At 74.7% G+C, this 21,509-nt stretch carries 22 protein-coding genes; 8 read left to right on the top strand and 14 right to left on the bottom strand.

Annotated elements, in window-relative coordinates:
• Positions 1–33 precede the first annotated feature (33 nt).
• The gene (locus FHX36_RS01255; RefSeq protein WP_246405382.1) at positions 34–1,110 is read right to left on the bottom strand and encodes a sugar ABC transporter substrate-binding protein; all 1,077 of its coding nucleotides are present in this window, start codon (positions 1,108–1,110) and stop codon (positions 34–36) included.
• A gap of 301 nt (positions 1,111–1,411) precedes the next feature.
• Here FHX36_RS01255 and FHX36_RS01250 point away from each other — a divergent pair, with 301 nt between their 5' ends.
• Both FHX36_RS01250 and FHX36_RS01245 read left to right on the top strand, forming a co-directional pair.
• Positions 1,412–2,617: a thiolase family protein gene (locus FHX36_RS01250; protein WP_110552187.1), complete on the top strand. Its 1,206-nt coding sequence runs from the start codon at positions 1,412–1,414 to the stop codon at positions 2,615–2,617.
• A complete protein-coding gene (locus FHX36_RS01245; protein WP_110552186.1) occupies positions 2,614–4,698 on the top strand; it encodes a 3-hydroxyacyl-CoA dehydrogenase NAD-binding domain-containing protein in 2,085 nt (694 codons plus the stop codon). The genes FHX36_RS01250 and FHX36_RS01245 overlap by 4 nt, the downstream gene beginning before the upstream one ends.
• A gap of 80 nt (positions 4,699–4,778) precedes the next feature.
• Here the strand turns inward: FHX36_RS01245 and FHX36_RS01240 are convergent, their stop codons facing one another.
• The 3 genes from FHX36_RS01240 to FHX36_RS01230 all read right to left on the bottom strand — a co-directional run bounded on the left by FHX36_RS01240 (position 4,779) and on the right by FHX36_RS01230 (position 7,462).
• The gene (locus tag FHX36_RS01240; protein WP_258372715.1) at positions 4,779–5,069 is read right to left on the bottom strand and encodes a thiamine-binding protein; all 291 of its coding nucleotides are present in this window, start codon (positions 5,067–5,069) and stop codon (positions 4,779–4,781) included.
• Positions 5,066–6,988, bottom strand: coding sequence for a 1-deoxy-D-xylulose-5-phosphate synthase (gene dxs / locus FHX36_RS01235; RefSeq protein WP_110552185.1), 1,923 nt, complete (start codon positions 6,986–6,988; stop codon positions 5,066–5,068). Before dxs ends, FHX36_RS01240 begins: the two co-directional genes overlap by 4 nt.
• A 105-nt stretch (positions 6,989–7,093) precedes the next feature.
• Positions 7,094–7,462, bottom strand: a complete 369-nt coding sequence (locus FHX36_RS01230; protein WP_183513442.1) for a hypothetical protein — start codon at positions 7,460–7,462, stop codon at positions 7,094–7,096.
• Positions 7,463–7,558: 96 nt separating this feature from the next.
• Between FHX36_RS01230 and FHX36_RS01225 the strand changes: the two genes are divergently transcribed.
• The gene (locus FHX36_RS01225) at positions 7,559–8,212 is read left to right on the top strand and encodes a class I SAM-dependent DNA methyltransferase (protein ID WP_110553372.1); all 654 of its coding nucleotides are present in this window, start codon (positions 7,559–7,561) and stop codon (positions 8,210–8,212) included.
• Position 8,213: 1 nt separating this feature from the next.
• Here FHX36_RS01225 and FHX36_RS01220 read toward each other — a convergent pair whose 3' ends face one another.
• The gene (locus tag FHX36_RS01220) at positions 8,214–9,542 is read right to left on the bottom strand and encodes a class I SAM-dependent RNA methyltransferase (protein ID WP_110553371.1); all 1,329 of its coding nucleotides are present in this window, start codon (positions 9,540–9,542) and stop codon (positions 8,214–8,216) included.
• Complete coding sequence (locus tag FHX36_RS01215) at positions 9,535–11,499, bottom strand: APC family permease (protein WP_246405380.1); 1,965 nt, start codon at positions 11,497–11,499, stop codon at positions 9,535–9,537. Before FHX36_RS01215 ends, FHX36_RS01220 begins: the two co-directional genes overlap by 8 nt.
• Before the next feature lie 263 nt (positions 11,500–11,762).
• Between FHX36_RS01215 and FHX36_RS01210 the strand changes: the two genes are divergently transcribed.
• Complete coding sequence (locus FHX36_RS01210; RefSeq protein ID WP_110553369.1) at positions 11,763–12,431, top strand: potassium channel family protein; 669 nt, start codon at positions 11,763–11,765, stop codon at positions 12,429–12,431.
• Complete coding sequence (locus FHX36_RS01205; protein WP_110553368.1) at positions 12,431–13,099, top strand: potassium channel family protein; 669 nt, start codon at positions 12,431–12,433, stop codon at positions 13,097–13,099. The genes FHX36_RS01210 and FHX36_RS01205 overlap by 1 nt, the downstream gene beginning before the upstream one ends.
• Positions 13,100–13,107: 8 nt before the next feature.
• Here FHX36_RS01205 and FHX36_RS01200 read toward each other — a convergent pair whose 3' ends face one another.
• From FHX36_RS01200 to FHX36_RS01170, 7 genes are all read right to left on the bottom strand, one after another.
• On the bottom strand, positions 13,108–13,881 hold the full coding sequence (locus tag FHX36_RS01200; protein WP_258372925.1) for a DUF3159 domain-containing protein: 774 nt from the start codon (positions 13,879–13,881) through the stop codon (positions 13,108–13,110).
• Between the two features lie 37 nt (positions 13,882–13,918).
• Positions 13,919–14,332, bottom strand: coding sequence for an OB-fold nucleic acid binding domain-containing protein (locus tag FHX36_RS01195; RefSeq protein ID WP_110553366.1), 414 nt, complete (start codon positions 14,330–14,332; stop codon positions 13,919–13,921).
• On the bottom strand, positions 14,329–15,126 hold the full coding sequence (locus FHX36_RS01190) for an alpha/beta fold hydrolase (RefSeq protein ID WP_183513441.1): 798 nt from the start codon (positions 15,124–15,126) through the stop codon (positions 14,329–14,331). The genes FHX36_RS01195 and FHX36_RS01190 overlap by 4 nt, the downstream gene beginning before the upstream one ends.
• Positions 15,123–15,842, bottom strand: a complete 720-nt coding sequence (locus FHX36_RS01185; protein ID WP_110552883.1) for a DUF3710 domain-containing protein — start codon at positions 15,840–15,842, stop codon at positions 15,123–15,125. Before FHX36_RS01185 ends, FHX36_RS01190 begins: the two co-directional genes overlap by 4 nt.
• Before the next feature lie 2 nt (positions 15,843–15,844).
• Positions 15,845–16,366, bottom strand: coding sequence for a dUTP diphosphatase (dut, locus tag FHX36_RS01180; protein ID WP_181428829.1), 522 nt, complete (start codon positions 16,364–16,366; stop codon positions 15,845–15,847).
• 53 nt (positions 16,367–16,419) lie between these two features.
• On the bottom strand, positions 16,420–17,340 hold the full coding sequence (locus FHX36_RS01175) for a hypothetical protein (RefSeq protein WP_183513440.1): 921 nt from the start codon (positions 17,338–17,340) through the stop codon (positions 16,420–16,422).
• A gap of 94 nt (positions 17,341–17,434) precedes the next feature.
• Positions 17,435–17,737, bottom strand: coding sequence for a DUF4193 domain-containing protein (locus FHX36_RS01170; protein WP_110552880.1), 303 nt, complete (start codon positions 17,735–17,737; stop codon positions 17,435–17,437).
• A 353-nt stretch (positions 17,738–18,090) separates the two neighbouring features.
• Between FHX36_RS01170 and FHX36_RS01165 the strand changes: the two genes are divergently transcribed.
• Both FHX36_RS01165 and FHX36_RS01160 read left to right on the top strand, forming a co-directional pair.
• Positions 18,091–19,137: a phosphotransferase family protein gene (locus tag FHX36_RS01165; RefSeq protein WP_110552879.1), complete on the top strand. Its 1,047-nt coding sequence runs from the start codon at positions 18,091–18,093 to the stop codon at positions 19,135–19,137.
• A 58-nt stretch (positions 19,138–19,195) separates the two neighbouring features.
• The gene (locus FHX36_RS01160; RefSeq protein ID WP_110552878.1) at positions 19,196–19,729 is read left to right on the top strand and encodes a LytR C-terminal domain-containing protein; all 534 of its coding nucleotides are present in this window, start codon (positions 19,196–19,198) and stop codon (positions 19,727–19,729) included.
• Between the two features lie 18 nt (positions 19,730–19,747).
• Here the strand turns inward: FHX36_RS01160 and FHX36_RS01155 are convergent, their stop codons facing one another.
• Entirely contained in the window at positions 19,748–20,575 is an 828-nt protein-coding gene (locus tag FHX36_RS01155; protein WP_181428828.1) for an inositol monophosphatase family protein, read from the bottom strand.
• 63 nt (positions 20,576–20,638) lie between these two features.
• On the opposite strand from FHX36_RS01155, the gene ppgK reads away from it, so the two are divergent.
• Entirely contained in the window at positions 20,639–21,382 is a 744-nt protein-coding gene (gene ppgK, locus FHX36_RS01150; RefSeq protein ID WP_110552876.1) for a polyphosphate--glucose phosphotransferase, read from the top strand.
• Positions 21,383–21,509: the final 127 nt, after the last annotated feature.

Genomic DNA, 21,509 nt, shown 5'->3' with positions numbered 1-21,509 from the left:
CGTCTGGAGGACGCCCCGAGGGTGTGGATGGGGTTACTGGATGCCGAGCTCGGTGCAGGCGGCGGCGTACTCGCCGGTGCACAGCTCCGCTGCCGTCACCTGACCGTCGTCGACGACCTGCTTGACGTTGTCGCGGTTGATGGACACCGGGTCCAGCAGCACCGACGGGACCTGGCGGTCACCCTCGGAGTCCTCGGACTCGCCGTTGATGATGTCCGGCGCGTCCTCCCCGTTGATCAGCGAGATGGCCAGCTCGGCCAGCGCGCCCGCCTCCTCGGCGGCCGGCTTGTAGACCGTCATGCACTGGCGCTCGGCGAGGATGTTCTGCAGGCCCTCGACCGAGGCGTCCTGGCCGGTCACCGGCACCTGGCCGGCCTGGCCGTTGCGCACCAGGGTCTGGATCGCGGCGTTGCCGAGCTGGTCGTTCGCCGCGAGCACGCCCTGGATGTTGCCGCCGGCCTGGGTGTACATCTGCTCGAAGATCGTCGCCGCCTGCTCCGGCTCCCAGCCGGGCACGGCCTGCTCGGCGACCTGGGTGTACTGGGTCATCTCGTCGAGCACCTCGTGCGCGCCGGCGGCGAACAGCGTGGCGTTGCTGTCGTCGGGCGAGCCGTTGAGGAAGGCGATGTTCGCGGCCTCCGGGCCGAGGCAGTCGGCCAGGCCCTGGCCCTGCAGCCGGCCGACCTCGGTGTTGTCGAAGGAGACGTAGTACTCCGCCGAGCCGCCCAGGGTGAGCCGGTCGTAGTCGATCGTCTGCACCCCCTGCTGCGCGGCCTGCTGCTGGATCTGCGCGCCGGAGGCGTTGTCCAGGTTGACGATCGCCAGGACGGTGACGCCCTCGGTGATCATCTGCTCGGCGATCGTCGCCATCCGCTGGGCGTCGCCCTCGGCGTTCTGGATGTCGTACTCGATGCCGGCGTCCTCGAAGGCCTGCTCGAGCAGCGGACGGTCGAAGGACTCCCACCGGGTCGAGGACTCGGTGTCGGGCAGGATCACGCCGACCTTGCCGGCGGCCTCCTCACCGCCACCACCACCGCCGCCGCTGCCACCGTCGTCGTCGCTGCCGCAGGCAGCCAGCCCGAACACGAGCGTGGCTGCGAGAGCCGTCATGAGGGTGCGCCGTCGCGCCATCAGGTCCTGCCGTTTCTTGGAGTGGGGACAGAGTGCCGGGCGTGATGTTGCGCGCGTCACGACTGTGGCGGCAAGCACATCTGATCACCGTTACCAGCCCGTGACCGAGAAGTTCCGGAGACGTCCCAGACGTCTGCCACCAGCGCGTTCACCTGCGACGCCGCTCCGGAGAGCTCTGCACCGACCCTCCCGGCAGGTCTCGCGGCTTCCCATTACCAGCGAGTAACTTGACCGCGTGCCGACCCGCCCGGCCGGCACCTCGACTCATCGCGGAGGTCCCATGTCCCGCCAGCTGCGCGAGGTCGTCTTCGTCGACGGCGTGCGCACCCCCTTCGGCAAGGCCGGCCCGACGGGCATCTACGCCGAGACGCGCGCCGACGACCTCGTCGTCCGGTGCATCCGGGAGCTGCTGCGCCGCAACCCGTCGCTGCCGCCGGAGCGCGTCGACGAGGTGGCGATCGCCGCCACCACCCAGATCGGCGACCAGGGGCTGACCATCGGCCGCACCGCCGCGCTGCTCGCCGGTCTGCCGAAGTCGGTGCCCGGGTACGCCATCGACCGGATGTGCGCCGGCGCGATGACCGCGGTGACCACCACGGCCAGCGGCATCGCCTTCGGCGCCTACGACGTCGCCATCGCCGGCGGGGTCGAGCACATGGGCCACCACCCGATGGGCGAGGGCGTGGACCCCAACCCGCGCTTCGTCAGCGAGAAGATCGTCGACGGCTCCGCCCTGGTGATGGGCTCGACGGCGGAGAACCTGCACGACCGCTTCCCGCACCTGACCAAGGAGCGCGCCGACGCGTTCGCGGTGGCCAGCCAGCAGAAGTACGCGAAGGCCGCGGCCGAGGGGCACATCGGCCCGGAGCTGGTGCCGGTCGCCACCCGGTCGGCCGAGGCCGGCTGGGGGCTCGCCACCGCCGACGAGCCACCGCGGCCGGGCACCACCCTCGAGGGGCTGGCCACGCTCAAGACGCCGTTCCGCCCGCACGGGCACGTGACCGCGGGCAACGCCGCCGGCCTCAACGACGGCGCCACCGGCTGCCTGCTCGCCGCCGAGGACGTCGCCGTCGAGCTGGGCCTGGCGATCGGCATGCGACTGGTCGGCTACGGCTTCGCCGGGGTCGAGCCCGAGGTCATGGGCACCGGGCCCATCCCGTCGACGGAGAAGGCGCTGGCCAGCACCGGCCTGTCCATCTCCGACATCGGGCTGTTCGAGCTCAACGAGGCCTTCGCCGTCCAGGTGCTGGCCTTCCTGGACCACTACGGCATCGCCGACGACGACGAGCGGGTCAACCCCTGGGGCGGCGCCATCGCCGTCGGTCACCCGCTGGCCTCCTCCGGCGTCCGGCTGATGACCCAGCTGTCCCGCCAGTTCGCCCAGCGTCCGGACGTGCGCTACGGGCTCACCGCGATGTGCATCGGCATCGGCATGGGCGGCACCGTGATCTGGGAGAACCCGAACTGGGAAGGGGCACGGGCGTGAGCGCCGTCTTCACCGACGAGGTCGTGAGCGAGGCCAAGGTGCGGTACCTGCGGGTGCCGGGGCTGGCCGGTGAGCTGGCCCTGGTCACCCTGGACAACGGGCACGACCACACCCGGCCGTCCACGTTCGGCCCCGGCGGGCTGGCCTCGCTGGACGCCGCCCTGGACGAGATCCAGGCGCGCACCCCGGCGCCGGCAGCCATCGCGGTCACCGGCAAGCCGTTCGTCTTCGCCGTCGGTGCCGACCTCTCCGGCGTCCCGCAGATCGCCTCGGCCGAGGACGCCCGGGAGATCGCCGAGACCGGCCACCGGGTGTTCCGCCGGCTCAAGGACTCGACCATCCCGACGTTCGCCTTCGTCAACGGCGCGGCGCTCGGCGGCGGCCTGGAGCTGGCGCTGCACTGCCAGCACCGCACGATCGCCAGCACCGCGGTCGTCGCCTTCCCCGAGGTGTTCCTCGGCCTGGTGCCCGGCTGGGGCGGCACGCAGCTGCTGCCCGACCTGATCGGCATCGACGCCGCGGTCGGCGTGATCGTCGAGAACGCGTTGGCGCAGAACAAGATCACGCCGGGACCGCGAGCGGCGAAGCTGGGCATCGCGGACGCGGTGTTCGAGCCGGCCGACTTCCTGGAACGGTCGCTGGAGTGGGCGGTCGGCGTGCTGGCCGGCGAGGTCACGGTCCGCCGTCCCGACGTCGACCGCTCGGGCTGGGACGACGCGATCGCCCGGGCCCGCGGGATCGTGGCGGCGCGCACCCGCAACGCCTCCCCGGGTGCGCTCCGCGCCGTCGAGCTGCTCGACCTGGCCCGGGCCGGGGTGGGCGACGAGGCCTTCACCGCCGGGACGGCGGCCGAGGACGACGCGCTGGCCGAGCTGCTGATGAGCGACGAGCTGCGGGCCGGGCTCTACTCCTTCGACCTGGTCAACCGGCGGGCCAAGCGCCCCGCCGGCGCGCCCGACCGGAAGCTCGCCCGAAAGGTGACCAAGGTCGGCGTCGTGGGCGCCGGGCTGATGGCCTCCCAGCTGGCGCTGCTCTTCGTGCGCAGGCTCGAGGTGCCCGTCGTGCTCACCGACGTCGACCAGGCGCGGGTGGACAAGGGAGTCGGCTACGTGCACGGCGAGCTGCAGAAGCTGGCCGGCCGGGGGCGCCTCTCCCCCGACGCGCTGAACCGGCTCACCGGGCTGGTCACCGGCTCGCTCACCAAGGACGCCTTCGCCGACGCCGACCTGGTCATCGAGGCGGTGTTCGAGGAGCTGTCGGTCAAGCAGCAGGTCTTCGCCGAGGTGGAGGCGGTGGTCTCCGACCAGTGCGTGCTGGCCACCAACACCTCCGCGCTCTCGGTGACCGAGATGGCGGCGGGGCTGCGGCACCCGGAACGGGTCGTCGGCCTGCACTTCTTCAACCCGGTCGCCGTCCTGCCGCTGCTGGAGGTGGTGCGCGCCGGGCAGACCGACGACGCCACGCTGGCCACCGGGTTCGCGGTCGGCAAGGCGCTGGGGAAGTCCTGCGTGCTGGTCGCCGACGCCCCGGCGTTCGTGGTGAACCGGCTGCTCACCCGCTTCCTGGGCGAGGTCACCGCCGCGGTCGACGCCGGCACGCCGGTCGCCGTGGCCGAGCGGGCGCTCGACCCGCTGGGCCTGCCGATGACCCCGTTCGAGCTGCTCTCCCTCGTCGGGCCGCCGGTCGCGCTGCACGTCGCCGAGCGGATGCACGAGGCCTTCCCCGACCGGTTCGGCGTCGGCGAGGGGCTGCGGCGGATGGTCGAGCTGGGCAGGACGTCGGTGTTCTCCGAGCCCGGCGTCGTCGACCCGGACCTGGCCGGCATCGACAGCGGCGACTCGCCGCTCACCGCCGAGCAGCTGCGGGCGAACGCCGAGCGGGCGCTGGCCGAGGAGATCGGGCTGATGCTCGACGAGGGGGTCGTGCAGGCGGTGCAGGACGTCGACCTGGCGATGCTGCTGGGCGCGGGCTGGCCGTTCTGGCTGGGTGGCATCTCCGCCCACCTCGACCGGGCCGGCGTCTCCGAGGCCGTCCGCGGCACGCGGTTCCTGCCCCGCGGGGTGGCGTCCCTGCCGGCCTGACGGCCGCCGACCTCACCCACCGGCCGCCGACCTCGCACCTCAGCGCGAGGTCGGCGGCCGGGCGGTGGGGGCGGCCGGGTTCAGCGGAACTTGCGGGTGAGGCTGTCCATCGTCCGGGCGACCGTCGCGATCTTCACGTGCGAGATGCCGCCGGTGGCACCCGCGGCCACCATCGCCTCGTGCGCGGCGCGCAGGGTGGCCCACACGGCGTCCGCGTCGCCCTCCAGCGTCGTGCCGAGGGCGCCGACCTCGTAGCGCAGCCCCGACGCCTGGATGACCGCGATCGCGGCCTCGACGAAGGCGTGCGGGTCCTCGGGCGTACCCGGCGGTGACGGCGCGACCTGGATCTCGGCGATCACCGTGCCGCTCACTGCTGACCTTCGGCCCGCTCGGGTGCCTCCGCCGGCTCGGGTGCGCGGTCGGCGACCCGGGCCGCCCACTCGACGATCCGGCGGGCGACGTCCTGCTCGGTGAGGCCGGCGTCGGCGAGCACCTGACCGCGGCTGCCGTGGTCGAAGAACCGCTGCGGCAGCCCGAGGGTGCGCACCGGCACGTCGCAGTCGGTGTCCTGCAGCGCCTGGGAGAGCGTCGTCCCGACGCCCCCGGCCCGGCCGCCGTCCTCGACGGTGACCACCAGCCGGTGCTCGGCCGCCATCGCGACCAGCTCGGGCGAGACGGGCAGCACCCAGCGCGGGTCGACGACGGTGACCTCGATGCCGTGGTCGGCCGCCCGCTCGGCGACCGCCAGGCACAGCGGCACCAGCGAGCCGACGGCGACGAGCAGGACCTCCGGGGTGGCCCCGCGGCGCAGCACGTCGACCGGCCCGCGCCGCTCCAGGGCGGGCACCTCGACCGGCAGCGCGCCCTTGGGGAAGCGGACGACGGTGGGGCCGTCGGTGACCGCGACGGCCTCGCGCAGCGCCTCGCGCAGCGTCGGCTCGTCGCGCGGCGCGGCCAGCTGCAGGCCGGGGACGACGGAGCAGATGGACATGTCCCACATGCCGTTGTGCGAGGCGCCGTCGGAGCCGGTGACCCCCGCACGGTCGAGCACCACGGTGACCGGCTGGCGGTGCAGCGCGACGTCCATCAGCAGCTGGTCGAAGGCGCGGTTGAGGAAGGTCGAGTAGACGGCGACGACGGGGTGCAGCCCGGCCATCGCCAGACCGGCCGCGGAGGTCAGCGCGTGCTGCTCGGCGATGCCGACGTCGTAGGTGCGCTCCGGGAAGCGCTCGGCGAAGGAGGCCAGGCCGGTCGGGTGCAGCATCGCCGCGGTGATGGCCACGACGTCGGACCGCTCGGTGCCGATCCGCACCAGCTCGTCGGAGAAGACGTCGGTCCACTCGGGCCCGGCGGCCGCCGAGGAGAGCCCGCTGTCGGGCTCGAAGACGCCGGTGGAGTGCCAGGCGTCGATGGTGTCGGTCTCCGCCGGCGGGTAGCCGAAGCCCTTGGTGGTGACGGCGTGCACGATCACCGGGCCGCCGAACGAGCGGGCCCGGCGGAGCGCGGACTCCATCATCTCGACGTCGTGGCCGTCGACCGGGCCGACGTACTTCATGCCGAGGTCCTCGAACATGCCCTGCGGCGCCAGGACGTCCTTGAGGCCCTTCTTGATGGCGTGCAGCGCGTCGTAGAGCTTGGTGCCGACGACGGGCGCCTTGTGCAGCGCCTGCCGGACGGCGGCCAGCGCCTCCTCGTAGCCCGGGCGCAGCCGCAGGGTGGCCAGCGCGTCGGCGACCCCGCCGATGGTCGGCGAGTACGAGCGGCCGTTGTCGTTGACGACGATCACCACGGGGCGGTCCTGGGCGGCGGCGATGTTGTTCAGCGCCTCCCAGGCCATGCCGCCGGTGAGCGCACCGTCGCCGATGACCGCGACCACCGGGCGGGAGTCGCCGCGGACGGCGAAGGCCTTGGCCAGCCCGTCGGCGTAGGACAGCGAGGTGGACGCGTGGCTGTTCTCGACCCAGTCGTGCTCGCTCTCGGTGCGGCTGGGGTAGCCGGACAGGCCACCGCGCTGGCGGAGCTGGGTGAAGCCCTCCAGCCGGCCGGTGAGCAGCTTGTGCACGTAGGCCTGGTGGCCGGTGTCGAACACGATGGGCTCGCGCGGGGAGTGGAAGACCCGGTGCAGCGCGATGGTCAGCTCGACCGCGCCCAGGTTCGGCCCGAGGTGGCCACCGGTCTTGGCGACGCTGGTGACCAGGGCGTCGCGGATCTCCGCGGCCAGCACGGGGAGCTGGTCGGGCCGCAGCGCCCGGAGGTCATCGGGCCCGGTCAGCGAGCGGAGCAACGACACGACGGGGCAGGGTCCTCTCGACGTCGGCGGCGTCCGGTGGGGCGCAACCGGTGGGGGTCCCACTGTAACTGCGAACCGGCGAGCCGCCCGGTGAGCGGGAGCACCTCAGAGCCGGGGCACCCACCGCTCGCCGCGCAGCGCCCCGGCGACGACCTCGACCCCGCGGGCCGCCCGGGTCAGCCGGGCACCCTCGCGCTCGTAGGCGTTGATGGCCGCCTCCATGGCGTCGGCGGGCAGCTGGTCGGCGAGCTCGACGCGCACCGTGCGCCAGCCGGCGCGCGCCGCCTCGAGGCCGGCGGCGACGTGGTCGGCGGCGAACCGGGCCAGCAGCACCGGGTACCGCCGCAGCACCTCGTGCGCCCGGTAGTCGTGCGGCACCAGGTCGTACAGCCACGCGACCGCCGTGCGCTCCCAGTCGGGGGCGCCGGGCGGTGCCACCTCGTCCGGCCAGCCCGGCGGCAGTGCGACGTCCACCCGGTCAGTGTGCGGCCCGGTGCGCGACACCTCGACCTCGGATCGCACGTGTGTTCGAAGCGTGACCTGTCGGTGCCCGGCCGTAGCCTGCCGCGGGTGACCGACCCCGACCACCTCACCGAGACCCGGGCCGCCTACGACACGGTGGCCGCCTCCTACGCCGAGCTCGTCGAACCCGCCCTCGCGGCGAGCCCGATGGACCGGGCGCTGCTGGGCGTCTTCGCCGAGCAGGTGCTGGCCGGCGCGGGAGGTCCGGTCGGCGACCTGGGCTGCGGGCCGGGCCGGCTCACCACCCACCTCGCCGGCCTCGGGCTGGACGCGTTCGGCGTGGACCTCTCCCCCGGCATGGTCGAGGTCGCGCGGCAGCGCCACCCGCGGCTGCGGTTCCAGGTCGGGTCGCTGACCGCGCTGGACCTGCCCGACGCCGGGCTGGCCGGGGCGCTCGCCTGGTACTCGCTGATCCACACCCCGCCCGAGCACCAGCCGGCCGTGATCGCCGAGCTGGCCCGGGTGCTGCGGCCCGGGGCACCGCTGCTCACCGCGTTCCAGGCCGGCGACGACGTCCCGGTGCACCACCGGCAGGGCTACGGCCACGAGATCTCGCTGCGCACGTGGCGGCTGGACCCCGACCGGGTGGAGCGGCAGCTCGCCAGGGCCGGGTTCGGCGTGCAGGTCCGGGTGCTGCGCGAGCCCGACGGCAGCCCGTACGAGAAGAGCCGCCAGGCCTACCTGCTCGCCGTCCGGCGGTAGGTCAGGCGGGCACGAGCAGCGCGACGCACTCCACGTGGGCGGTCATCGGGAAGCAGTCGAAGGCCCGCAGCTCCGCCAGCCGGTAGCCGGCCTGGGCGAACGCCGCGACGTCGCGGGCCAGCGACGCCGGGTCGCAGGCCACGTAGACCACCGCCCGCGGCGCGGCGCCGGCGATCACCCGGCTCGCCTCCGGGCCGGCCCCGGCCCGCGGCGGGTCGAGCACGACGACGTCCGGGCGGCCCAGGTCGCCGAGCAGCTCGGTGAGCCCCGGTGCGTCGACGTCGCCCTGCCAGACCTCGGCCTGCGGCAGGTCGGCCAGGTTGGCGTCCGCGGCGGCGCACGCCGCGGCGTCGGACTCCACGCAGACCACCCGGCCGCCGGCACCCACCCCGGGGGCGAGCGCACCGCCGAACAGGCCGGCCCCGGCGTAGAGGTCGAGCACCGTCTCCCCCGGCTGCACGGCCGCGAACGCGGCGACCGCGCCCACCAGTGCGTCGGCGGCGGCCGGGTGCACCTGCCAGAACCCGGTGCCCTCGACCTCCCAGTCGCGGCCGCCGGCCGAGCGCAGCGCCCGGCCGGCCGGTTCCTCCGGCACGTCGGCGCCCGGCCGCAGCACCTGGGTCTCCTGGGCGCGGCCCCTGCGGTCGAGCGCCGTCGTCGTCACGACGCCGGCGGAGTCGATCGCGACGTCCACGGCACCGGCGTCCAGCCAGCGGCGGGCCAGCACCGCCTGCGCGGCGGGCTCGACGGTGATCGGGCAGTCGTCGAGCACCACGACGTCGTGCGAGCGGTGCCGGCGCAGCCCCGGCTCCCCGGTGCGCTCGACGGCGAACCGGCCCCGCGACCGCCAGCGCAGCGGCCCGCCGGGCAGCGCCTCGACCTCCACCGGCAGGTCCAGCCCGGCCAGCCGGGACAGCTGCTCCCGGACGACGTCGGCCTTGAGCGCCAGCTGCCCCTCGTGGCTGACGTGCTGCCAGTCGCAGCCGCCGCACCGGCCCGGGCCGCTGTACGGGCAGGGCCGCTCGACCCGGTCCGCGGCAGCCTCGAGCACCTCGACGGCGTCCGCGCGGCAGAACCGCGCGTGCCTGTCCTCGGTCACCTGCACGACCACGCGCTCGCCGGGCAGCGCGTGCCGGACGAAGACCACCCGGCCCTCGTGCCGCGCGACGCAGTGCCCGCCGTGGGCCACCGGCCCGACGGTCACCTCGAACCGCCGACCCTCCCAACCCGCACCCTTGTCCGCCTGCGGTCGCCGTCGGCTCCTCGGCCTCGCCGCAGGGTCCCGCCGCGAGCCTGCGAGTGGTGGGGGGCGGCGAGGTCCTTCATCCATACGGCGTCTGCTCGACGTCGTCGGTCAGGCCGCGGCGCAGGTCGCCCGGGGCCGGGCCCGCGCCGTCCAGCTTGGGCTCGCGGTCCAGCGAGCTCTCCAGCTGCCACGGCACGCTGGTGATCATCACGCCGGGCTGGAACTGCAGCCGGGTGCGCAGCCGCAGGGCGCTCTGGTTGTGCAGCAGGTTCTCCCACCAGTGCCCGACGACGTACTGCGGCACGAAGACGACGACCAGCTCGCGCGGGCTGGAGCGGCGGATGTCCCGGACGAAGTCCAGCACCGGGCGGGTGATCTCCCGGTAGGGCGACTCGACCACGGTCAGCGGCACCGGGATGTCGTAGCGCTCCCAGTCGGCCTGCAGCGCGCGGGTCTCATCGTCGTCCACGCTGACCGTCAGCGCGGTCAGCACGTCGGGCCGGGTGGCCCGGGCGAACGCCAGCGCCCGCAGCGTGGGCTTGTGCACCTTGGAGACCAGCACGACCGCGTGCACCTTGCTGGGCTTCATCCGCACGTCGCTGTCGGGCACCAGCTGGCGGGCGACGTTGGAGTAGTGCCGGTTGATCGAGCGCATCAGCAGGAAGATCACCGGCATGGCGGCGATGACGATCCAGGCACCGCCGGTGAACTTGGTGACCACCACGATGGCCAGGACGACGGTGGTGAGCGTGCCGCCGATCGCGTTGATCACCCGGGACCGCTGCATCCGGCCGCGCACCGCGGGATCGGTCTGGGTCCGCAGCTCGCGGTTCCAGTGCCGCACCATGCCCCACTGGCCGATCGAGAAGCTGGTGAAGACGCCGACGATGTACATCTGGATCAGCTGGGTCGAGTCGGCGTCGAAGACGACCAGCAGCAGGATGGCGAAGCCGGCGAGCAGCAGGATGCCGTTGCTGTAGACCAGCTTGTCGCCGCGGGTGTGCAGCTGGCGGGGCATGTACCGGTCCTGGGCCAGCACCGAGCCCAGCAGCGGGAAGCCGTTGAAGGCGGTGTTGGCGGCCAGGATCAGCACGAGGGCCGTCGCGGCCTGCACGAAGAAGAAGCCCAGCGAGTCCGACCCGCCGAAGACCGCCGCGGCCACCTGGGCGATGACGGTGCGCTGCGGTTCGGTCTCGCAGTTGGCGAAGCCCTCGAGGTCGCAGGTGTTCTCCACGTACTTGACGTCCGACATCAGGGCCAGCGCGGTGACCCCGGCGAACATGGTGGCGGCGATGCCGCCCATCAGCGCCAGCGTGGTGGCCGCGTTCTTGCTCTTCGGCGGCCGGAACGCCGGGACGCCGTTGGCGATGGCCTCCACGCCGGTCAGCGCGGTGCACCCGGAGGCGAACGCGCGGAGCACGAAGAAGATCAGCGCGAGCCCGGTGACGTTCTCGTACCCCGGTTCGGGGGTGATGCCGTACTGCGCGCTCTCGGCGACCACCGGGCTGTCGACGACCAGCTCCCGGATCAGCCCGGTGACGATCATCACCATGATGCAGGCGATGAACGCGTACGTCGGGACGGCGAAGGTCCGGCCCGACTCCCGCACCCCGCGCAGGTTCATCGCCACCAGGACGGCGACCAGCACGACGGAGATCAGCACCCGGTGCTCGTCGAGACCGGGGAACGCCGAGATGATGTTGTCGGTGCCGGAGCTGACCGACACGGCCACGGTGAGCACGTAGTCGGTGAGCAGCGCGCTGGCCACGACCAGGCCGGCGAACTGCCCGTGGTTCTTCATCGCGACCTCGTAGTCGCCGCCGCCCGAGGGGTAGGCGTGCACCACCTGGCGGTAGGACAGCACCACCACGGTGAGCAGGAGGACCACGACCGCGGCCAGCCACGGCGTCAGGAACAGGAACGACGTCCCGGCCAGGGTCAGGAAGATGAGGATCTCCTGGGTCGCGTAGGCGACGGAGGAGAGCGGGTCGCTGGCGAAGATCGGCAGCGCGAGGTGCTTGGGCAGCAACGACTCGCCCATGCGGTCGCTGCGGACCGGCCGTCCGAGGACGAGCCTTTTCGGGAGTTGTCCGAGGTCGGACAGGGTCGGCACGCGGCGATCGTACGGACGTCGGAGGCCCCGGTGCGCCGCCCCGGGGCGACCTCACCCGCCGGGGCCCCCGGACGGGGTGGGACGACGCCCCGGCGCCACCCGTCGGGTGTACGTTCGCGCGCTGTACGCCCCCGCCGTCCGCGGGGACGGCGAGCGCTTGCAGGACTGGCGAGCAGACAGGGTGGGACAAGGTGCACGTGGTCGTGATGGGCTGCGGCCGCGTCGGCTCGGCGATCGCCCGGCGGCTCGAGGCCATCGGGCACAGCGTCGCGGTGATCGACCAGGACCCGGAGGCCTTCCGCCGCCTCGGCCCGGAGTTCGCCGGCCGCCAGATCACCGGGCTCGGCTTCGACCGGCAGACCCTGCTGGACGCCGGCATCGACACCGCGGGCGCCTTCGCCGCGGTCAGCAGCGGCGACAACTCCAACATCATCAGCGCCCGGGTCGCCCGGGAGACCTTCGGCGTGGAGCACGTCGTCGCCCGGATCTACGACTCCAAGCGGGCCGAGGTCTACGAGCGGATGGGCATCCCCAGCGTCGCCACCGTGCCGTGGACGGTCAGCCGGCTGCTGCGCGAGCTGCTGTCGGTCAAGGTCAGCGAGCTCTGGCGGGAGCCGACCGGCAAGGTCCTGCTGATGCGGGTCACCGTGACCGACGGCTGGGTCGGCCGGCCGCTCACCGAGCTCGAGGCGGTCTCCGGCGCCCGGGTGGCGTGGCTGGTCCGCTTCGGCGAGGCGCAGCTGCCCACCACCAGCACCGTGCTGCAGACCGGCGACCACCTCGTCGTGGCCACCACCGACGAGTTCACCGGCCGGGTGCACCAGGCCGTCGAGCAGGGCCCCTCCGGAGGGAAGCACTGATGCGCGTGGCCATCGTCGGCGCCGGTGCGGTCGGCCGGTCGATCGCGACCGAGCTGCTCGGCAACGGGCACAGCGTGATGCTCATCGAGAAGAACGGCTCCCGGGTGAAACCCCGGTCGGTGCCCGGCGCCGAGTGGGTGCAGGCCGACGCGTGCGAGGTGACCTCGCTGGAGGAGGCCCAGCTGGCCACCTGCGACGTGGTCATCGCCGCCACCGGCGACGACAAGGCCAACCTGGTCGTGTCGCTGCTGGCCAAGACCGAGTTCGCGGTCAACCGCGTCGTCGCCCGGGTCAAGGACCCGCGCAACGAGTGGCTCTACACCGAGGCGTGGGGGGTCGACGTCGCCGTCTCCACCCCGCGCGTGCTGGCCGCCCTGGTCGAGGAGGCGGTGACCGTCGGCGACGTCGTCCGGCTGATGAGCTTCCGCAAGGGCGCGGCGAACCTGGTCGAGATCACCCTGGCCGAGGACACCCCGTGGGTGGGCCGGCCGGTGCGGGACGTGCCGCTGCCGCGGGAGACCGTGCTCACCACGATCCTGCGCGGCGAGCGGGTGATCAGCCCCGACCCCGACGAGCCCCTCGAGGCCGGCGACGAGCTGCTGTTCGTCACCCACGGCGACATCGAGGAGCAGCTGCAGAAGATCATGTGCCCGGACGGGAGCTGCTGACCCGCCGATCAGGCGGGCGGCTGCTCCTGCGCCGGCGCGTCGTCGGCGCGGTGCCGGTGCAGGCGGGCGACCACCCAGAGGGTGATCACCAGCTCGACCGCGGTGAGCGGCAGGCCGAGCACCAGGGACGACGTCCCGAGCAGCTCCACCTCGTCCTGGCGGTAGAGCACGAACTGCACCACGGCGCGCAGCAGGAACACCCCGCCCCACAGCACGGTCAGCCAGCTGTAGGCGCGCAGCATGCGGCGGTCCTGCCGCCAGTGCCGCTCGGCGGGGGCATCCGGGGTGCGGTCGGGCAGCTCGACCTCGGCCTGGTCCTCGGGCCCGCGCCTCAGCCGGCTGCGCAGCGACGGCAGCCGGTGGCCGGACATCGTGCCGAGGTGGCTGGGCGCGAGGAACTCGGCGACCACCCCGACCAGCGGCCAGCGGAACAGCAGCGAGCCGAGCAGCAGGACGCCGATGCCGGCGTTGCGGATGATGCCCAGGACGAAGAAGTCGCGGGCCTCCCCGGTGCGGGCGGCGATCACCACCGCCACCGCGACCGCGAACAGCCCGCTGATCGCCTGCTGGATGCTCTCCCGGCGGACCAGGCGCAGCAGGAAGACGACCACGGCCGCGGCGACCGCCGCCCAGATGCCGACGGTCAGCCCGCCGATGCCGTTGGCGACGATGAAGGCGATGGTGGGCAGCGAGGCGTCGACCATCCCGCGCCAGCCACCGAGCTGGTCCAGCACCATGTGCCGGTCGAACGTCATCCCCCCGCCGTGCGACGAGCCACTCACCGCCGGCTCCCCCCGGGCCGGGTCGGTGCGCCCGAGGTCACCCGGCGCTCAGCTCGTACCAGGGGTTGTAGATCACCTGGCGGCCCTCGAAGGCCGCGAACCGGCCACGGGCGGTCAGCCGGCGGCCGGGCTCGATGCCGGGGATGCGCCGGCGGCCCAGCCAGACCAGGGTGACCGAACCGGAGCCGTCGAAGAGCTCGGCCTCCAGCGTCGGCACGGTCTCGCGCGGGGTGTAGACCACCGACTTCAGCCGGCCGGTGACGGTGACCACCTCGCCCTTGCGGCAGGCGCTCACCGGCGCGCAGCCGGAGGAGACGACGTCGGACTGCAGCTCGCGCGCGTCGACCGTCTGGTCGTCGGCGGTGAGCTTCTGCAGGGTGCGGGAGAGCCAGCCGCGGGCGCCGGGCTGCGCGCCCTGCCCCGCCGCGGAGTCGGCCCTGGTCTCGGTCACGATCCCAGCGTAGTGCGGTCTCGGCCGGCTGTCCGTCGTGCGCCCAGCCAGTCCACCGTGCGGCGCCACGCCTCGTGCGTGAGGTCCAGCACCACCATGTGGTCACCGGGCACGACGCTCACCTCCACCCGGTCGCCGGCGGCTCCCGCGGCGGCCGCGTAGCGCTCGCTCTGCACCAGCGGCACGGTGGTGTCGTCGGCGCCGTGCACGCACAGGACGGCCGCACCGGTGGGCAGCAGCCGCACCGGGTCCGCCGCGGCGTAGCGCTCGGGCAGCTGCTCGGGTGTCCCGCCGAGGAACTCGACGGTCGCCCCGGCGCCCAGGTCGGCGGCGACCGCGGCGGCCAGGTCGAGCACGCCGGCCTGCAGCACCGCGGCGGTGACGGAGACCCGGGGCGCGGCACCGGGGGCGCCTGCGGGGAGCCGGTGCCGCGCAGCCGCCCAGGCGGCCAGGTGCCCACCGGCGGAGTGGCCGACCACGGTGACGTCGGCCAGGTCCATCCGGGCGGCACCGGGCACGTCGGGCAGCGCGTCCAGCGCCGCGGCGACGTCCTCCAGGGTCGTCGGCCAGCCGCCGCCGGCGCCGACCCGGCGGTACTCCACGGCCACCGCCGCCCAGCCGCGGGCAGCCAGGTCCGCCGCCAGCGGCCGGGCCAGCTCGATGCCGTAGCGGGCCCGCCAGAACCCACCGTGCAGCACCACGACGACCGGCGCCGGCCCGTCGCCGTCCGGCAGGGTGACCTCGAGGAACTGGTCGGGCCCCGGCCCGTAGGCGGTGGCGACCGGGCCGGTCACCCGGCCGCGCCGGGCGTGGGCCCCGGGCCCGCGGCCCGGTTGGCGGCCTGCTGCCGGGCGATCTGCTCGGCGGCCTGCGGTGGCAGGGTCAGCGGCAGCTGGTCACGCACCGGCATCGGGCCGGAGCCGCGGACGACGACGACCGCGCGGAACGCCGCCTCCAGCGCGGCCGCCCCGGCCGGGTCGGCGGCCGCCGGGCCGGTGAGCATGCCGCGCAGGAACCACCGCGGCCCGTCGACGCCGAGGAAGCGGGCCGGCCGGCGCACCGGCTTGGGCGTGCCGGACTGGCCCGGCTGGGGTGCCACCGGCATCAGCACGGTGCCGGCGAGCTCGGGACCGAACGGGCCCTCGACCTCCTGCAGCGAGGCGCCCTGGCCGCTGGCGCCGCGGGCGAGCTCGGCCCGGACGTCGTCCCACAGGCCCCCGGCGCGCGGGGCGGCGAACACCGACAGCTGCAGCAGCGAGTCGCCCGACCGCAGGCTCGCGCCGACCACCTGCTGCGACGCGTTGACGTCGACCCGCAGCTCCATGCCGCTGACCGCGGGCACCCGCAGCGAGCCCAGGTCGATCCGGGTGACGCCGTCGTCGGGTGCGTCGGCGTCGTCCCAGGGACCGGTGGTGCCGGTCTCCTCGCGCTCCCGCAGCTGCGGCTCGGGGGGCACCCCGCGCTCGCGCAGGCTGCGGTCGATCCGGTTGCGCCGGCGTCCCAGCGGCATCGTCAGGCCCGTCCTTCCAGGGATGAGGAGGTGGGGGCGGCGAGCGCCGCGGCCCCACCGGTGGAACCGTGCCCGCCGCTGCCCCGCTCGCTGGCCGGCAGCTCGGCCACCGGCACGAACCGCGCCCGCACGACCGGCTGCACCACCAGCTGGGCGACGCGGTCGCCGCGGTGCAGCGTGATCGTCGCGCTCGGGTCCAGGTTGACCAGGTTGACCTTGATCTCGCCGCGGTAGCCCGCGTCGATGGTGCCCGGCGCGTTGACCAGGCTCAGCCCGAGCCGGTGCGCCAACCCGGAGCGCGGGTGCACGAAGCCGGCGAACCCGTCGGGGATGGCGACCGCGACCCCGGTGCCGACGAGCGCGCGCTGGTGCGGGGCGAGCACGACGTCCTCGGCCAGGCAGAGGTCGGCGCCGGCGTCGCCGGGCAGGGCGTAGGCGGGGAGGACGCCGTCCGGCGCGGTGAGCAGGACGGGCACCTCGACGTCCGGCACCGGCGGCGCGGGGTCGGAGCGGGGTACGGGCACGGCGGCGAGGCTAGCCGCGGCGGACCGGCGCACGGGGGGCGGGCCGACCGCGGTCAGGACGACCGGTCGGCCGGCCCGATCCCCAGCTCGGACCGGAGGCGGTCGGCGAGCGCGGCGGTCGCCTTGCGGTTCCCGCGGGCGGCCAGCGTGGCGCCCACCAGCAGCGGCGCCATGGACGTCGTGCTGCGGGCCAGCCGTTGGGTGATCCGGCGGCGGAGGGCCGTCGCGCCGGCGGTGCTGATGACGGAGAACAGGCCGGCCGAGCGCGTGCTGCCGACCGGGCGCTGGGTGGTCCAGCTGCTCAGGTAGGCGCCGGCCCGCGCCCGGGCGTCGCCGGGTGCCCGCCGGCCGGCCAGCTCGTGCAGCTCGCCCACCAGCACGACCTCGACCGCCGCGACCAGCACGGTCTGGGCGCCGAGCTCCAGCGGGACGGCGACCATCGACGGCGGGGCGAACCACTGCGCAGCGGCCAGGCCGCCGGTGGCCGCGCCGATCCCGCCGGTGAGCCGGGTGGCCCGGGCCACCAGCGCGTCGGCGATCTCGGCGTCGGTCAGCCCGGGGTGGGCCCGGCGGAGCCGGTCGCGGTCCCGGATCGGCAACCGGGGTGCCGCGGCGTCGAGCAGGTCGCCGAGCAGCCCACCCGGCGCGAAGCCCCGACCGGAGCTGCCCGCGGAGCCCGACCCGCTGCCCGACCCGCTGCCGGAGCCGCTGGGGTTGCCGGCCGACCGCGCCGCGGCGGCCACCGCGGCGATGACGTCGGTGAGCACACCGGTGGCGGCCTTCGCCCCCGCAGCGGCGCGCTGCCCCGTCGCCGACTGCCCGGCCGGGGTGTCCCGGCCCAGCAGCCCGGCGACGGCGTCGGCCAGCGCCCGGGCAGCGGGACCGAGCCCGGACTCGCCCCCGACGACCTCGCCCTCGACCGGCTCCTGCACCGGCCGCGGCGGAGGCACGTCCCGCGGCTGCTTCGAGGTCATCAGAGGCCTTCCCCTCGAGGTGAGGTGCTGGAACGGCCCCCTCGCAGGGGCCCACCGCCAGCTCGCAAGCGGTGGGGGGCGAGGGGGTCCTTGTTCAGGCTGCGCAGTCGCGGCAGACGGGCTGACCGTTGCGGGTCGTCGCCAGCCGGCTGCGGTGGTGCACCAGGAAGCAGCGCGAGCAGGTGAACTCGTCCTCCTGCTTGGGCAGCACCCGGACGGTGAGCTCCTCGTTGGAGAGGTCGGCCCCGGGGAGCTCGAGGTTCTCGTTGAAGTCGGTCTCGTCGACGTCGACCGAGGAGCTCTGCGCCTCGGCCCGGCGGGCCTTGAGCTCCTCGAGGGAGTCCTCGCCGAGCTCGTCGGCCTCGTTGCGTCGGGGGGCGTCGTAGTCGGTGGCCATGGTGTGCCCCTTCTCTTCTCTCAGCGCGGGCTCGCGGCCCGCTCGTTCGCCGCCGGCGCCGGAGCGCCTCGGCCGGTGGTGCCGGCCGCCGCAGCGGCCGGTGGTCTGTCCCCGGCCCGGTGGCCCAGTGGTGGGTCTCCCGGCCGGTCTCGCACGGTCGTGCACCGGACGCATCCGGGGCCGCTCCGTCGGTACGTGCACCTCCAGAACCGCCCTGGCGCGCTCCTGTGCGCGCTCCGGCCAGCCGCCCAACGTCGCCAGGCCCCCGTTTGTGCCCGCCTCCCCGAAGGCGACACATCAGGGTTGCCGGGAGGCCGGCCGAGGGTGGGAGCGCCAGAGGCTACCCTGCCGCCGTGGCGACCACCGTGGGTGCTGATCCGGGGGTCGTCGGGCCCTACCTCGCGACCGCTCTGGGCGACGAGAAGTGGCGCTCGGTGAGCGTCGAGCTCATCGCCGCGGGGATGTCCAACCTGACCTACGTGGTCACCCCGGCGGGCGGTCCGGCCGACGACGCGGTCATCCTCCGCCGGCCGCCGACCGGCGCCGTGCTGGCCACCGCGCACGACATGGTGCGCGAGCACCGGGTCATCTCCGCGCTGGCCGGCACCCCGGTCCCGGTCCCCCGCACGCTGCACCTGGCCACCGACACCTCGGTGCTCGGCGCCCCCTTCTACGTGATGGAGCGGGTCGTCGGCGTGCACGTGGTGGGCGAGCTGCCCCCGGGCTACGCCGACGAGCCCGGCCAGCGCCGGGCCGTGGCCGACGGCCTGATGGACACCCTCGCCGACCTGCACGCCGTCGACCCGGCGGGCGTGGGCCTGGCCGACTTCGGCCGCCCCGAGGGCTTCCTGGAGCGGCAGGTGCGCCGCTGGACCAAGCAGTGGGACGCCACCCGCGACACCGACCGCCCGGCGCTGGACGCGCTGGCGGCCCGGCTGGCCGCGACCGTGCCCGCCTCCGCGCGCTCGGGGATCACCCACGGCGACTACCGGCTGGACAACTGCCTGCTCGACCCGGCCACGCCGGGCCGGGTCCGGGCGGTGCTCGACTGGGAGATGTCGACCCTCGGCGACCCGCTCACCGACCTCGGCATGCTCTTCGTCTACTGGCCGCAGGCCGGTGAGGACCGCGACGTGTCGGTGTCCTCGGTGACCACGCTGCCCGGGTTCCCGACCCGGCGGGAGCTGGCCGAGCGGTACGCCGTCCGCAGCGGCGCCGACCTCGCCGACCTCAGCTGGTACGTCGGCTTCGCCTACTTCAAGTTCGCCGCGATCGTGGCCGGGATCGTCGCCCGCTCCGCCGCCGGGGCGATGGCCGGCAAGGACACGACGGGCTACGCCGACAAGATCGATCCGTGCGTCGAACTGGGACGCGCCGCGCTCGAGGACGGTGCGCTGTAGCAGTCCCGCACGCCGCTAGGGTCTGCCCCGTGTGCAGTCTCGCCGACGTGAGCGAACCGTGAGCGAGACCGCCGAGCGGCGCCCCGCGGGCAGCCGCCGGCGTCGTCCGCTCCCGGCGCTGATCTTCCTGCTGGTGCTCGCCCTCGCCGCACTGGCGGTGTGGTGGAACGTGCTCAGCGACGAGAACGCCCGCGACCAGGCGCAGGCCGCGGCCTGCAGCAGCGCGAGCGCCGCCCCCTCGGCGCTGGACCCCGCGACGGTGACGCTGCGGGTGCTCAACGCCAGCGACGTGGCCGGCCGGGCCGGCGAGGTCGCCACCACGCTGCAGAGCCGCGGGTTCGTCGTGGAGGAGATCGCGAACGACGCCAGCGGCAACGAGGTGGTCGGCGTGGGCGAGCTGCGGTTCGGTCCGCGCGGCGCCAGCACCGCGGAGTTCATGGCGCTGTACCTGCCGGGCGCGACCAGCCGCCCCGACACCCGGGCCACCGCCGTCGTCGACGTCGTCCTGGGCCCCGACTTCGCCGGCCTGGCCTCGCAGGAGCAGGTCGACGCGGCGCTCGTGCCGATCGCCGACGCCGAAGGGGCCTGCTGACGCCCTCCGGCGTCCGGCTCAGCCGGCTGCGTGCAGCCGCTCGAGCAGCTCCAGGAGGGGCTGGGCGACGCTCGGCGCGGCGGCCACCGCCATCGGCTCGGCGAACGGCCGGCCGGCCAGCCCGGTGACCACCAGCCCCGCCTCGGCGGCCACCAGCGCACCGGCCGCGTGGTCCCAGGGCTTGAGGTCCAGCTCGTAGTAGGCGTCGACCCGGCCGGCGGCGGCGGCGCACAGGTCCAGCGAGGCGCACCCGTTGCGGCGGATGTCGCGCACCTCGGTCAGCAGCTGGGCGACCACGGCGCCCTGCGCCCGGCGCTGCTCGACCCGGTACCCGAACCCGGTGGCCACCAGGGTCTGCTCCAGGGACACCGGCGCGCTGCCGTGCAACTGCATCGCGGCGGCACCCGGGGCGGTGAGCCAGGCGCCCCGTCCCCGGACGGCGGTGAACAGCTCCCCCGTCGCCACGTTGAGCACCACCCCGGCCACGGTCTCGCCGTCGACCTCCGCGGCGATCGAGACGGCGTAGGCGGGCAGCCCGTAGAGGAAGTTCACCGTGCCGTCGATCGGGTCGACCACCCAGCGGACGCCGCTGGTGCCCTCGCGGGCGGCGCCCTCCTCCCCCAGCACCCCGTCGTCCGGCCGGGCCTCGGTCAGCCGGCGCACGATCAGCGCCTCGCTGGCGGTGTCGACGGCGGTGACCACGTCGACCGGGCTGGACTTGGTGTCGACCTGGTCCGCGGCGGTGCTGCGACCGGCACCGACGAGCAGCGCGGCCTCCTCCGCGGTGGCCCGGGCGAGCTCGAGCAGCTCGGTCGGCAGGTCGGGCTGGGCGGTGCCGGAGGTCATCACGGAGAGGGATCCTGCCGGACCTCCGCGCCACCGCCGTCGCCGGTCGCTAGCCTCTGCCGCGTGCAGGGCTTCGGAGTGGACATCGGTGGCAGCGGCATCAAGGGCTGCGTGGTCGACCTGGACAAGGGCGAGCTGGTCGGTGAGCGGGTGCGCATCCCCACGCCGCAACCAGCCCTCCCCGACCCGGTCTACGGGGTGGTGGCCGACATCGTCGGCCAGTTCGGCTGGGAGGGGCGGATCGGCGTCACCTACCCCGGCGTCATGAAGCACGGCGTGACCTTCACGGCCGCGAACATGGACAAGTCGTGGATCGGCACCGACATGGCCGCCGGTCTCGAGGCGGTCATCCCCGGCACCGTGCAGACGCTGAACGACGCCGACGCGGCCGGGATCGCCGAGATGGCCTACGGCGCGGGCAAGGGCGAGCGCGGCCTGGTGCTGATGCTGACCTTCGGCACCGGCATCGGCAGCGCGCTGTTCATCGACGGCCGGCTGGTGCCCAACACCGAGTTCGGGCACATCGAGGTCGACGGCCAGGACGGCGAGAAGCGCGCGTCGGCCTCGGCCCGGGAGCGCGAGGAGCTCAGCTACCCCCACTGGGCCAAGCGGGTCGACCGCTACCTGGACACGCTCGAGAAGAGCATCTGGCCGGACCTGATCATCGTCGGCGGCGGGGTCAGCAAGAAGGCCGAGAAGTGGGTGCCGCTGCTGTCCACCCGCACCCGGGTGGTCGCCGCCGAGCTGCTCAACGACGCCGGCATCGTGGGTGCCGCGCTCGCCGCGGAGCAGCACATCGGGCAGTGAGGCAGCTCCGCCGCGGGGGCCGGCCACCGACCGGTCTCCCTCGGCGGGGGGAGCGCGCGGGTCGTCGGGCCGCTTCCGGCACTGAACCGGTGGACCGTCGCGTGCGCGCCGTTACAATGGAGGAGCC

It is taken from the genome of Modestobacter versicolor, from assembly GCF_014195485.1.
Lineage (GTDB): Bacteria > Actinomycetota > Actinomycetes > Mycobacteriales > Geodermatophilaceae > Modestobacter > Modestobacter versicolor.
Note: the sequence above shows the minus strand (reverse complement) of the source record. Positions and strands in the feature narration are given on the sequence as shown.